Here is a 13,130-nt window from a genome sequence, read left to right as displayed (position 1 = left end):
AAGCATATCTTTCATTAATTCAATTCCTCAATGCGTTGGTCGTAAAGTTTTTTGCTTTCTTCCACGGCTACATTAAGCTCCTCCATGATACCGTCAACCCTACCTTCAATACTTTCTAGCTGAGCGTTAATATTGTCAAAAGAATTCAAAGCTACAGCCACTTCCAAAGCTTTTACTACATCTACAGCATCGGTATGCAAAATCCTTAATTTGCCAATCGCCTTTGATGTATTTACCAAAGTACCGTTATATTTAGCTCTAGCTGTTTTAATGGCCTTTGAAAGGTCTGCTTTACTTTTAGCGTCAGACAAACTATTCGTTTGCTCTTCCATGGCCGTAAAAAGTCCTTCAGCTTTTGACTTTAGATCTTCATACTCTTTATTCAAATCCTTTACTCTTTTATCTACTTTTTCCCAGTTACCATAAACCTTGGCAAACTCCTTATCTTCATTTTTTGCGTCTGCTAAAGCGGCCTGCAAACCACTTAATGAACTTAAACCTTTGGTCACATTTTCATTTGTGGTGTTTTTATCTTTCTCAAAAGTCTCCACTTGTTTTTGAAAGGCAGCTTTTAGTCTAGGTAAGTCCTCTGGGCTTTTATTTTTCCAGCAAGAGCTTAGTATCAAACTCAGGATAAATAAAGGGGCAAATATTTTTCTCATTTGATTTATTTTTTTGAACAATCTCCAAAACTAACATTTTCAATACATATTCCAATTCACCCATTCCAATATCTATTCGTTTCAATGCCCTTAATTGCTTAAATTTGAACTATAAATTTTAACCATTTTACTATGCCTCGTATAGCATTTTTATTCTGCTTATTTCTCTCTGTTACATTCGGGACTTCCGCTCAACAAAAACCAGATTTTCTCATCAATTATAATGGTGTTTGGGTAGACTCTGTTTTTAATTCTTTGACTATTGACCAGAAAATAGGTCAGTTACTTATGCCCAGAGGAAACTTCTCTGGACAAGGTTACGAACCAGAAAAATTAAAAGCCTGGGTGGAACAATATCATATCGGCGGTCTAGCCATGTTTGCCGGCCAGCCAACTACACAAGCACAAATCATCAACGATTTACAGAAAATATCTAAAGTCCCCCTTTTAATAGGAATGGACTTTGAATGGGGCTTAGCCATGCGACTTGACAGCACGGTAAGGTTTCCGTATCAACTATCTTTAGGAGCTATGGATGGCGGCACAGACCTTATAGAAGCCATGGGAAAGGAAATTGCATTACAATGCAAGAGATTAGGCGTACATGTAAATTATGGCCCTGTGGCTGATGTTAATGTAAACCCAAATAATCCTGTTATCAACTTCCGCTCGTTTGGGGAAGATAAACTAGATGTTACCCGAAAAGCTACCGCTTACATGAAGGGGCTACAAAGTGAGCACGTTATAGCCACAGCTAAGCACTTTCCTGGCCATGGCGATACAGGTGTAGACTCACATTATGACCTGCCCATAATCCCTCATAACAGAGCAAGATTAAATGACATAGAACTGTTTCCTTTCAAAAACATGATAAACAGTGGTCTTTCTGGAGTCATGACCGCACATTTAAGTATCCCAGCTTTAGACGATACACCAAATTTAGCAGCCACGCTTTCACCAAAAATCATCACTGGCGTACTTAAAGAAGACCTTGGTTTTGAAGGATTGACATTCACGGATGCCATGGATATGCAAGGCATCACAAAACATTTCCCAAACGGAACCGCTTTGGTGCAGGCAATTCTGGCTGGGAATGACATTTTGGAGACTTTTGTAGATGTTCCTACCGCAGTAAATGCCATTAAAAATGCCTTAGCTTCTGGTGAACTGACAGAAGAAATTTTGAACCAAAGGGTTTTAAAGATCTTGAAAGCCAAGTCGTGGGTGGGTTTAGATCATTACAAGCCTACTAAAATCAAAAATCTTATTCAAGATCTGAACACCACAAACTCAGATTATATCAATAGAGCGTTGGCAGAAAAAACCATCACTTTGGTGAAAAATGAGAACATGACATTGCCTATTTTAAACCTTCAGAACAAAATAGCATTTGTTTCATTGGACGACCCTACTACTACTAGTTTCCAGAAGATGGCTAGAAATTATACGGATATTGACTTCTTCAATATGCCTGAAAATCCTTCTGAAGCTCTTATTAGTACCATAAAAAACAGAACAAAAGATTACGACCAATTGGTGATAGGGATGCACTTGCAAAGCATTAGACCTTATAGCAATTATGGCGTAAATGAAGGCAATCAGAAAGCCTTAAGTGCACTTTTGGATAATGCTTCAAAGGCCACTGTTGTGGTATTTGGTAATCCTTTTGCTTTAGATAAAATAAAGGACTTAGAAAAAGCCAAAGCGATAGTGGTGGCCAACCAACTCACTCCATATATGGAAGAGGCCGCCACACAGGCCATTTTTGGAGCTATTCCTTTTCTGGGTCACTTGCCTGTAACAGTCAACGAAAACTTCCCTTATCAGCTTGGCCTATACCCTGCCACGCTGAAAAGGTTGGCTTATGGTATTCCAGAACAAGTAGGCCTTAACTCAGAAATTTTAAACGCTAGAATTGACTCGGTTATTTACCATGGACTAAACCAAAAAGCATACCCAGGAGCGGTCATGCAGGTCGCTAAAAATGGCAGAGTGATATACAGAAAGGCTATAGGCTTCCATACTTTTGAAGATGGCGAATCAGGTATTAAAGTTGAAAAAACGAAAGTTTTTGAAAAAGGGAATAAAGACGTTATGGATAGTAACTATGATCCTTTCGAGCCTAATAGCCAGATAGGTTCGCCAATGCTTATTGGAAACGCAGATGCACAAAAACTGGAGGGTTCTGTACAGTTGACAGACTTATATGGACTGGCTTCGGTTACCAAAATAAGCACGTCAGCTTTGGCAGTTATGCAACTTATGACCGAGGGGAAATTTGATTTAGATGCTCCTTTCGGACAATATTACGAGGAGTTCAAAGGCACCAATAAGGAAAACTTAACCTTTAGAGATATGCTCACCCATAAATCTGGTTTAAAGGCTTGGATACCATTCTGGATGGACGCTATAGACACTTTAGGCACTATAAACAAAGGACTGATAAAACACCCTGAGCTATTATCAAAGTTTGATTATTTACCGGAGCCTGAGCTTAACTTTTTCCAAAAGATATTTAAAAAGAAAGAACTACCGAAGATTGATTATTTGGGAAGTGTACAAAGGAATAATGATTTATGGCTAAAACTACTAGACATGAAAACCATTACTTGGAAACCAAACATCTTTTCTAATGCGGCATCTGAGGTGTATTCTGTTCAAGTGGCCGATACGCTATGGCTACATAAAGATTATAAAAAGACCATTTTTAAGCAAATAGAAATGTCTGAAGTAAAGCCAGAGCAGGGTTACGTTTACAGCGACATGCATTATTATTTCTATCCCGAAATAGTTCCAAGAATGACAGGTAAACCTTGGGAGGCATACTTAAAAGAAACGTATAAATCCCTAGGTGCCAACTCGCTAACCTATAACCCTAGACGTTTTTATCAGCTTAACCAACTGGTGCCTACCGAACTTGATACTTTATTTAGGAAATCGTTAATTCATGGAAGGGTTCATGATGAAGGTGCAGCTTTACTAAACGGTATATCTGGTCATGCAGGTCTTTTTGGCAATGCCAATGACCTTATGAAATTGATGCAGATGTATCTTCAAAACGGCTATTATGGTGGTAAGCAGTTTATCTCGCCTGAGGTGATTATGGAATGTACCAAATACCAGTTTGACCCCGTGGTAAATAGAAGAGCTATCGCTTTTGACAAACTGCATCCAGATAAAAGTATTGCCAACGGCCCACAGAAAGGCTCCGATTTAAGCTATGGACATAGTGGCTATACGGGCACATTTACGTGGATAGACCCACTTTATGACATGGTTTATGTATTCCTTTCTAACCGGGTTTATCCTACCAGAGACAATAATAAAATAAGCGAATTGAACATTAGAACCGAGGTAGGAAACCAGATTTACAAAACCATACTCGGCGAATAAAACTACGTTTTGGGATTGAAGCTCTTTCTGAAGTTTTACTTCGAAAGAATCAATCCCAATTCTTTTTCATATAAGCCCCCCTTTGAAGTGCTTATTTCTGTGTCTATCACTTGCGTGTCTCCTTGATGATAAATAGGCCAATTCGCTAAACCTTCTCCATTTGGGTTACCAGTTTTTATAAAATTTATCCAGTAAGTGGAAATGGCACGCTCTACCTTTAAATCTTCCGCTCTCCAGTTTCTTTTCCAAGTATGAAGGTTATGTAAAGTAAAAGGCACATCAGAAGTATGAAAAGCCCCATAGTCTGGGAAGTTCTCTTTTAACGGTGGCTCATGCGTAAACTCGTAGACATAGACGTCGTTCTTATTATACTTGGCAAGTAAAGAAACAGGCGTAACCGCAAAATTGATAAGGTTTCTTTTACTCATAGAATTTTGAAGCTGGTCTTTAGTTTCCCCAGGAAAGAGATTTAAATAATCATTGGTATTATCCCCAAATTCTTCTTTCACTTTATTAAAATAATCTTTTGGAGTAATATCTGGAGCAGAAAACAGTTTTCCATCCGCCGCCACCCAACCTCCCAAAAAAGGAACGTCATTATGTTTTCCTGCTTCAAAGTGCCCCTTAATATCATTTGGCAAAACAACACCATCGCTCAGCAGAGCATTTAATGAGCCTCCGGCTTCACGGACCATGTGGAAAAGCTCCTGAGCAGGAATTTTTCTCAAATCGGCTATAGATTTCCCTTCGAGTTTTGAAGTAAGCTCTTGTCCCTTTTGCTCCGCCTCTTCTAATGATTTTACCCTATCCGATCCTAGCAGACCTCCACTCTGACCAATGGCTTTATGGAATAGTCCCTTTGCTTTGGGCGAAGCCAATAATGCATGCACAGACATACTACCGGCAGATTGTCCTGCTATAGTTATATTATCTGGGTCTCCCCCAAATAATTCAATATTTCTTTGTACCCACTTCAAAGCCGCTATTTGATCTAAAAGGCCATAATTACCCGAAACCTTATCTTCATTTTCGGCACTCAAATCTGGATGTGCCAAATAACCAAAAACATTAACACGATAATTTATACTCACAAAAACGACATCATTTTTGGCATATTCTTCTCCGTCGTAAATATCACATGCCGCCGAACCCGAATTAAAACCTCCGCCGTAAATCCACACAAAAACGGGTTTCTTTCCTTTGGATTTTTTGGCCCAAATATTTAAGTAAAGACAATCTTCGCTTAGGGGTTCAGGCGGTGCAATAAACTCTTCTGTCCACATGGCAAAAGGTTTTGGTTCTGACTGCATGGGGCTGGCAGAAAACGCCTTGCATTCCAATTTATCATCCCAATGATCATGCTCCACTGGTGCTTTCCATCTTAAAAGCCCTACGGGCGGTGCAGCAAAAGGAATTCCTTTAAAAATATTTAGGTCACCTTTCTCATAACCTTCAATAAGCCCTTTGTCTGTTTGAACAAGATAGGATTCGCGAGGTTGACAGGCTAAAGTCAATAAAAGCAGTGGTAAAAACTTCAGTATTTTCATTTGCATTAGGATAAGTTCTTCAATATAGAAGAAATCATTTTTGAAATCTGTGATTTCTTATATCATCTAATAAAGTCGTCTTCAAAAACGACTTTTCCGTCGAGATTTGAAATTTTTATATTATCCACAGCCCCTCTACCCTTTATGAAATATTGAACACCACATAAACTACCTATTTGCCCTATATATGGACTTTCAAAAATGATTTCCTCATCTAAAAATATCTGTAGGTTTTGATTCTTTAAAATCACTTTGACATTCCTCCAATACGACAAATCAACACCCATTTTACTCAGTAGTGCCCTTTCCTCTTGTGTTTCAAAGTGTGTATCGGCTATCTCCAAATTAGCATAAATGATGGCATCGGGAGCTAATAGGTTAAATGCTAAGTGATTTCCATTTTCCCCAAAGAGATTAAGACTTACGTCATAAGCCCAAGACCCACCAATTTCTGGAGAATTCTTTACACGAGTTTCAAAAACTAGAGCATCGGCGTTCACATTGAAGTTTTTAAAGACTTGGAAATTACCATAGGTTTCTGGCAAATGAGATGGAGCTAACTCTAATGGTAACCTCATTATGCCATCCTGAATAAATGGATATTCACTAATAGGCCTATTTAAATTGACGCTTGCCCACCAGTCTCTTGTTTTCACAAAAAAAGGTTTGGTCATTATAGCTTTGCCATCCACTAAAAGCCTAATATATTTCCGACCAGGCGACCGAACTTTAAATTTTAAGTTTCCTTCTCTTTTCTGAATTATCTCAATCTGCCCATTTATATCAAATAAAGCTCTGTTATAATCCAAGTCCTTTAGATCATAATCTAGCTCTACAACATCCTCAAGAAATATCTCGTCACCATTATCAATCACAAAACCTAGCTTAGAATCTTCAATTTGTCCAGCATAACTCCAGTAAAGTAAAATCAGTGTTAGGAGAAAAAAAACAGACACTATCAGGTAAGGTTTACGGATAAGCGTTTGTGCCTTTAAGATATTTTTCTTTTTTTCTACTTTATTTTTAAGACAAAAATCTTTGAAGTCTTTATAACCCAAATAGACCGTAAAAGCATCCTTGTTTTTATCGCTGAAGGTTTTATCATAAGTTATATCCAAAAACCTTCTTATAGAGTCCTTAGATACACTTTTCCTACTGGCCATTTCTAAGCCATACCTCCGTGTAAGGGCTTCATCTATTTCGTCTTTAATTTCGTTATAGAATCCATCCTTATTGCTTATAGAGTGCAGCCCCTCGTATGTTTCAGCGAAGGTCACTTGCTTCTCTTTGTCCCAATTCTCTCGAATTTTATCATGGACAGCCTCTCTTAGTTTTTGGGTATAAAGTCTTTCTGGATTCATTGTGGTTTATGGTAAGTGGCTGCAAGTTAATGGTTTTAAGTTATTTGCAAAAGGTTTGCAAAGAGCTAGAATAACCTTTGCTAAAGGTTCATAACTGAAAATAGTGATTTTTATAGAATTATTGAAAGGTAGCAAACCATCCTTTTTCGCTTAGCCTAAAATCCATTTAACCTATCTATGAACTATTTATCTACCAATGTTGAAAAAATCATCGGTAACCTTGAAGAAATAACGCACTTCACGGCCGATGTAAATTATACGCAAATTCATTTCAAAAATGGACAAAAACATATTCTCAGTTATACCTTAAAGCGGTTTGAAGAGATGTTAGAAAACTCCGACAACTTTGTTAGAATACATAGAAGGTATATTGTCAACTTCGATTTTGTGTCTACTAAAAGCAATTCTGAGGTGCTTTTAAGAAGCGGACAAAGACTACCGATAGCGAGAAGAAAGCGGAACCTAAATTTTTTAACTTAATGTAAAACCAATGGAATTCATTGATAAACTTAGAATAGAATTTGAAGCTAAGATTAAAAATGAATGGGAAGAGAAATGGTCGTCTTTTGGCGTTTATGACCCCTTAAAAAACAACCGACGATCTAAGTTTTATACTGCCTTAGCAGCAGAAATAAGCAGGACTACCAATTGCACCGTCAGTAGAGACACCGTAAATAGGTTTGACAAAACAAAGGGAGGCGATTCAGAGGCTTCCCTTAATGCTTTTTCCAGGTATCTTAACTATGATTCATTTCAGCTTTATGCTTCGGAAATTGCAGTAAATAAAACTGAGCGTAAATCATTTTCGAGACGTATAATGATATCTGTTTTTTTAATTGTCACCATAACTGCTGTACTCTGTTATTACTATTTACAAGTACGCTCTGAAAAAGAAAAAATAATCCAGGTTATAAAAAGTGCCAACAAAAGCCAATTTAAGGCATTTCTGTCACTCCCTATAGTTGATAGTTCTGAGATATCCAGCTACTATTTAAAAACGGGCTCCGCCTATAAATCCATACTCACTCTTTTAAAAGAGAACAAAAACACCCATAGAACCTTAAGTCAGCCTGAAGAAAACCCTTCCTATCAAAAGCTTTTTTCCTTAGAGGTGATTGACCTCGAACGTAATAATGCAGTAGTGAAAACTTCGGAACATTGGTTTTTGAAATGGTATGATTCGGAAAAATCAAAATATACGATCAGCTATGATGTTCAAAACGAACAGATATACGAATTGATAAAAGAAGGCGACACTTGGTTCATAGACAATAATTATTACCAAGGTAAAGCTACCAGTATTGACTTCTAAAAATCCGAGCACATTTCGCTTTTCTTTAACGAATTAGGTATTTTTCTTTGACGCTAAAGCGAGTAATTATCGGCCTTTAAACAGCCAAAACGACGGTTGCGAATTTGCGAAAGAAATGATAGCGAAAAATATATGCTACCGTTTAAACACTTTATAGTTTTGATTTATCACCACATCTTACTTAAAAATAAACCCCTATTATTATGTCTAATTCACAGAACCCAAAAGGAGTTATCCAAAAAGCCATCCTCTTGAAAAATAGTATCGCTTATTTTGAATCTTCTGTTAACTACACACACGTTCATTATACCAATGGCGACAAAGTAACGCTTAGTTATACACTCAAGCGGTTTGAAGAAATTCTGGCTTCCAATGAAGACTTCGTCCGTATCCATAGAAGCTTCTTAGTGAACTGCAAACATATTAAAACCAAAAATTCATTTGAGGTTCTCATGAGCGACGGCCAAAGGCTACCGGTGGCTAGAAGAAAAAAAGCTCAAATGACTTTTTAGTTTTTGGAAGATGATTTCATCAAATCACAAATCGTCTTGTTGGCGATACGTCATTTGTTCATTAGCGTTAGCTCTCTTGTCGTTACAACATTTCGTAGCTATTGCTCAACACTACCCTACCTTTCATTACACCACTAAAAATGGCCTCAGTCAATTACAAATATTAAGTACTATAGAAGATTCACGAGGTTATATATGGGTTGGACATAAGGGAGGTCTGAGCAAATTTGACGGTCAAAATTTTGAAAATTTCAATCATAATGATGGTATGTTGAGAAATTATGTCAACGACCTGTTTGAAGATAGTAATGGGAGAATATGGTTTACTTATGAAAAATCTGGAATAGGCTGTTTTGATGGTGCCAACTTTAAGAACTATAAAACTCAAACCATAGGAGAGTATAGGTCCCCTGTAGAATTCAAAAAAGAAATTTACTTTGTTAATAGAGATTCCGTTTTCGTAATAAAAGATGACGTCGTCCAGTTTGTTACGAATGCTTGCCCCGATAACCATACTATAGGGCAAACAATCCTGAAATTATTTTATAATAAAACAGAAAATCGACTTATGGCTTACTCCAATGGGAGTTTGCTAGCATTTAATGATACGTCCAAAGAATTTTATACTGTAGTCAAACTTAATTATGAGATTATAGGAGTTTCTTATCAAGAGAGCAACATTTACATTTCTGGCACTTTAGGAGCTAAATCCTTCCATTCTTTGCTCAAAGGAAGCCAAGTCATTCCTATTCTAGCATCTGAAAATAATGACTTAAAAATATTAAACACCACTACACATCCATTCCTGTTTAGTCATAACTCTCAAACATTCCTCTTAGAAGAAAACAGTAGAAAATACACGAAAATTTCAGACTTCTACGGTTCTTATGGAAGCATCACGAATTATAAAACCAAAAAGGGAAGAATATATTTCGGAACAGAAAAAGGGCTTTTCTGTGTATTTGTTAACGGTTTCAAATATTTTAAAGAGTCTGAAGTCCCCTATGCTTGGTCTGTTATAGAGGATGAAAAAGGAGGAATTTATATCTCTAGCTACGGCTATGACTTACAAAAGTGGGATGAAAACAAATTAGTTTTCCTGAAAGATTATCAAAAGTATGCGATTAATAAATATGAAGAACTCTCTAATAATAGTATAAGTACTAATTCTTTGAACAACTGGTATTACCGTTCGCTAAGAGACTATCAAGGGAAGCTTTGGTTCCCTAATTTTAGTGGAGCCTAATTAAGGAAATCGGAGCTTATGATTTCTTTTCCAACCAGAAAAAAAACATAAAACCTTATAAGGCGAATTTTTTCTATCTAGCCGAAGACCCGTTTAGGAATAAGATAATTGCCGCTGGTATAGGCGGTTCCATAGCCATAGAAAATAAGAAACCATTTACTTATTACGCTATAGAAGATACCACAGTAATGTTTAAAAACAATGCTATTATCCTTTGCACTATGGTGGACCAAGAACATAACTATTGGTTTGGAGGAAAAGATATTTGTAGATATTTTCCTGACAAGAAAACTTTTGAATATTACAACTTCGACACCAACAAAGACATCAGAATTGCGGAGCTTATTCAAGACTCAAAAGGAAGGATATGGGCAGGAACATTCTTTAATGGTCTTTACCTATTCAATGCCAAATCAAAAACTTTTGAAAGAGCTTTCAAAAACATTTTAGATGGCCCCTCTTATTTCTTGGGTGAATACAATTCCGAGAACTTGATGGTTGGAGACAATAGAAACCTTTACATCATCAACACACAAAACCTCAAAAAAACGGAAGTATTCTCCTTTAATTATAATAATGGTTTTATAGGGGAAGAACCAGGCCAGGCAGGTTTTTTCAAAGACTCTAAGAACAGAATTTGGATTACTTCCGGCAGTGTTTTAAGCTTCTTGGATACAAAGAAACTTGAATTAAAAAGTGGCGAGTCAAAAGTGTTTATTCGAGCCTTAAATGGTGCCCCGATACCCTTTCAAAATTCGAATTCCGTATTCGATTTAACGAAAAATAAAAACACCTTAAGCATAAGAGTAGAAGCTGTAGGAACCGACAAGAGTTTCAATCCGCAGTTTAGCTTCAAAATCCCAGGAATAATAAATAGTTGGTCTGAATGGAGCGAAAGTAATCTTCTTACCATACCAAATCTTAGTAACGGCACGCATCAGATAATTGTTAGAAGTAAAAGAGGACTTTCTAGCTCTACCAAACACCCTGAGACTTCCATTTTTTTTAAAGTAAATATTCCCTTTTACAAGTCGCCAGACTTTCATAAGCTCGTCATTCTTATCGGAAGTTTTTTCATGCTGCTTTTGCTTTTTCTGATTTATCTGGGCAGAAAACAAAAACAAACCCTAAGAAATCAACTTGTGCATATTAAGCGACAGGAACAAAAAGTACGGATGCTGCAAGTTCAAACCAGCCAGGCACAGATGAACCCTCACTTTATTTTCAATGTGCTTGGAACCATTCAAAACATGATTTTGAATCAGCATACAGCACTTGCCAATAGTAACCTTATCAAACTCTCTAACCTCATTAGAAATTTCTTGGAAGCCTCTCTTATCCCTGAGGCAGATGAAGGCTCTTTAATTTCTATGGAAATACCCTTAGAAAAGGAAATAGAGCTTCTGAAAATGTACTTGGATTTTGAGCTATTGCAATACCAGAAGAAATTTGAATATGAAATCATAACGCACCCTTCCCTAGACATCCCAAATTATCAAGTGCCTCCAATGCTATTGCAACCTTTCATAGAAAATGCCATAAAACATGGCCTTTTGTATAAAAACGAAAAAGGTGCCTTGTCCATAGAATTTATTCCCTGTGGAGAAGATTGTTTGAAAGTAATTATACGCGATAATGGCGTAGGAATAGAAGAGGCCAAGGAAATCCAAAAAGTAAAACTAAGAGCCTATAAATCAAGAGGCACTGAATTGGTTAAAAAGAGAATTGCCATCCTTAATGAACTGGACTATAACATTGACCTTGCCATTCATTCAGCTAAAGACGGCACCACAATAGCACTAACCATTGACTACAAAGAATAAACCACCACTATGAAAATTTTAATAGCAGAAGATTCCCAAGAGTTCGCAGAAGTCATATGCAAAACGCTGGTAAAGCACTACCCGGAAATAGAAATACTGGGGCCTTTTTATAAGGAAACCGCCATTTTAGAATGCTTAGACAGAGAAAAACCTGAGGCCTTGCTTTTAGATATTGAACTAGGTCATGGTACCAGTTTCGACATTTTAAAAAAATACAAACAAAAGCACACACATATCGACTTCGAAATCATCTTTATCACAGGACACCCTACCTATGACTATTCCACCAAAGCATTGAATTACTCCGCCCTATATTTTTTAACAAAACCACTGGACGAGGAGAAATTCAAAATAGGCATGGATAGGCTCACTAAGGTTACCAACAATAAGACCCTTGCCAGTAAACTTGAAAATGACCCACGGATAGAAAGTTTATTGGAGATAGTGGAAAATATAGAAAACAAAGTCAACAAACTCACCGTACACCTTGCCAAAGGAGGTTTACGAATAATTCCTATTGCGGATATTACGCACTTAATAGCCGACGGCATTATGTGTGAAATCTATCTTAAAGATGGCAAATGCTTTAAAGCTTTCAAGAATTTAGGATTTTACAAAAGCTTACTTGAGGCTGATCACCATTTCTTTTCTATAAGCCACTCCGTGTCCTTAAACCTAGATTACCTACAGCATTATAATCACAGCAGCAAAGAAGTCTGCCTCAACAATAATGTCAAAATAAACGCAAGTAGAAGAGGTGGACAATTGCTTAAAAGTAAGCTCGACAATGCTCAACTTTTCGTTCCTAAACAGAGCGTACTTAAGAAAATAAGTCAACTTATTAATCTTATTTAACCAGCTATTTAAAATACTGACCAGCTGTTATTTTATCCTTGACGGATTGCGGATATTCTTCCAAATTGTGCTTCGATTAAACCACAATTTAGCATGAATAAAACGACTACTAAAATCTTACAAAACGCTCTCGATAATCTTTCCGAAATAAATTATCTGGAGGCTGATGTAAACTATACCAACATTCACTACCTAAACGGGTCAAAACAGACTATCAGTTATACTCTTAAACGTCTAGAAGAAGTCCTACAGCCTTCCCGCCAATTCATCAGAATTCACCGTAGCTTTTTAGTTAACAGCCGCCACATAAAAAATAAAAGCCCCCATGAAATACACATGAAAGATGGGCTTAGGCTTCCTGTGGCTCGGAGGAGGAGAACGGCCTAAATAACTTTCCGAAAGCTTCTTTATAAAACCCT

The 13,130-nt window shown here is 37.0% G+C and carries 11 protein-coding genes; 8 read left to right on the top strand and 3 right to left on the bottom strand.

From position 1 onward, the window contains the following. Window positions 1-14: 14 nt before the first annotated feature. On the bottom strand, window positions 15-662 hold the full coding sequence (locus ACSBFT_RS01195; protein ID WP_489602994.1) for a hypothetical protein: 648 nt from the start codon (window positions 660-662) through the stop codon (window positions 15-17). Between the two features lie 132 nt (window positions 663-794). Between ACSBFT_RS01195 and ACSBFT_RS01190 the strand changes: the two genes are divergently transcribed. Next, a complete protein-coding gene (locus ACSBFT_RS01190) occupies window positions 795-4,055 on the top strand; it encodes a serine hydrolase domain-containing protein (RefSeq protein WP_489602992.1) in 3,261 nt (1,086 codons plus the stop codon). A gap of 35 nt (window positions 4,056-4,090) precedes the next feature. Here ACSBFT_RS01190 and ACSBFT_RS01185 read toward each other — a convergent pair whose 3' ends face one another. Both ACSBFT_RS01185 and ACSBFT_RS01180 read right to left on the bottom strand, forming a co-directional pair. Continuing rightward, window positions 4,091-5,602: a carboxylesterase/lipase family protein gene (locus tag ACSBFT_RS01185; RefSeq protein WP_489602991.1), complete on the bottom strand. Its 1,512-nt coding sequence runs from the start codon at window positions 5,600-5,602 to the stop codon at window positions 4,091-4,093. A gap of 62 nt (window positions 5,603-5,664) precedes the next feature. Further along, the gene (locus tag ACSBFT_RS01180) at window positions 5,665-6,963 is read right to left on the bottom strand and encodes a hypothetical protein (RefSeq protein WP_489602990.1); all 1,299 of its coding nucleotides are present in this window, start codon (window positions 6,961-6,963) and stop codon (window positions 5,665-5,667) included. 177 nt (window positions 6,964-7,140) lie between these two features. On the opposite strand from ACSBFT_RS01180, the gene ACSBFT_RS01175 reads away from it, so the two are divergent. The 7 genes from ACSBFT_RS01175 to ACSBFT_RS01145 all read left to right on the top strand — a co-directional run bounded on the left by ACSBFT_RS01175 (window position 7,141) and on the right by ACSBFT_RS01145 (window position 13,098). Further along, entirely contained in the window at window positions 7,141-7,443 is a 303-nt protein-coding gene (locus tag ACSBFT_RS01175) for a LytR/AlgR family response regulator transcription factor (RefSeq protein WP_463044313.1), read from the top strand. Between the two features lie 10 nt (window positions 7,444-7,453). Beyond that, window positions 7,454-8,275 (top strand): hypothetical protein, encoded by an 822-nt coding sequence (locus ACSBFT_RS01170; protein ID WP_489602987.1) that lies wholly within the window; start codon window positions 7,454-7,456, stop codon window positions 8,273-8,275. Window positions 8,276-8,478: 203 nt separating this feature from the next. Then, window positions 8,479-8,787 (top strand): LytR/AlgR family response regulator transcription factor, encoded by a 309-nt coding sequence (locus ACSBFT_RS01165; RefSeq protein WP_463044311.1) that lies wholly within the window; start codon window positions 8,479-8,481, stop codon window positions 8,785-8,787. A 76-nt stretch (window positions 8,788-8,863) separates the two neighbouring features. Beyond that, window positions 8,864-10,033: a two-component regulator propeller domain-containing protein gene (locus ACSBFT_RS01160; protein WP_489602985.1), complete on the top strand. Its 1,170-nt coding sequence runs from the start codon at window positions 8,864-8,866 to the stop codon at window positions 10,031-10,033. 188 nt (window positions 10,034-10,221) lie between these two features. Next, a complete protein-coding gene (locus ACSBFT_RS01155; protein ID WP_489602984.1) occupies window positions 10,222-11,856 on the top strand; it encodes a sensor histidine kinase in 1,635 nt (544 codons plus the stop codon). Between the two features lie 9 nt (window positions 11,857-11,865). After that, on the top strand, window positions 11,866-12,711 hold the full coding sequence (locus tag ACSBFT_RS01150) for a LytR/AlgR family response regulator transcription factor (protein WP_489602982.1): 846 nt from the start codon (window positions 11,866-11,868) through the stop codon (window positions 12,709-12,711). Window positions 12,712-12,804: 93 nt separating this feature from the next. Next, entirely contained in the window at window positions 12,805-13,098 is a 294-nt protein-coding gene (locus ACSBFT_RS01145; RefSeq protein ID WP_489602981.1) for a LytR/AlgR family response regulator transcription factor, read from the top strand. Window positions 13,099-13,130: the final 32 nt, after the last annotated feature.

Source organism: Arcticibacterium sp. SM2516 (genome assembly GCF_057914865.1).
This window is presented reverse-complemented; position numbering and strand designations above follow the sequence as displayed.

Coding starts and splice junctions, on each gene's coding strand:
- ACSBFT_RS01170 (WP_489602987.1), top strand. CDS start 7,454: ATGGAATTCATTGATAAACTTAGAATAGAATTTGAAGCTAAGATTAAA.
- ACSBFT_RS01145 (WP_489602981.1), top strand. CDS start 12,805: ATGAATAAAACGACTACTAAAATCTTACAAAACGCTCTCGATAATCTT.
- ACSBFT_RS01190 (WP_489602992.1), top strand. CDS start 795: ATGCCTCGTATAGCATTTTTATTCTGCTTATTTCTCTCTGTTACATTC.
- ACSBFT_RS01185 (WP_489602991.1), bottom strand. CDS start 5,602: ATGAAAATACTGAAGTTTTTACCACTGCTTTTATTGACTTTAGCCTGT.
- ACSBFT_RS01150 (WP_489602982.1), top strand. CDS start 11,866: ATGAAAATTTTAATAGCAGAAGATTCCCAAGAGTTCGCAGAAGTCATA.
- ACSBFT_RS01180 (WP_489602990.1), bottom strand. CDS start 6,963: ATGAATCCAGAAAGACTTTATACCCAAAAACTAAGAGAGGCTGTCCAT.
- ACSBFT_RS01165 (WP_463044311.1), top strand. CDS start 8,479: ATGTCTAATTCACAGAACCCAAAAGGAGTTATCCAAAAAGCCATCCTC.
- ACSBFT_RS01175 (WP_463044313.1), top strand. CDS start 7,141: ATGAACTATTTATCTACCAATGTTGAAAAAATCATCGGTAACCTTGAA.
- ACSBFT_RS01155 (WP_489602984.1), top strand. CDS start 10,222: ATGTTTAAAAACAATGCTATTATCCTTTGCACTATGGTGGACCAAGAA.
- ACSBFT_RS01195 (WP_489602994.1), bottom strand. CDS start 662: ATGAGAAAAATATTTGCCCCTTTATTTATCCTGAGTTTGATACTAAGC.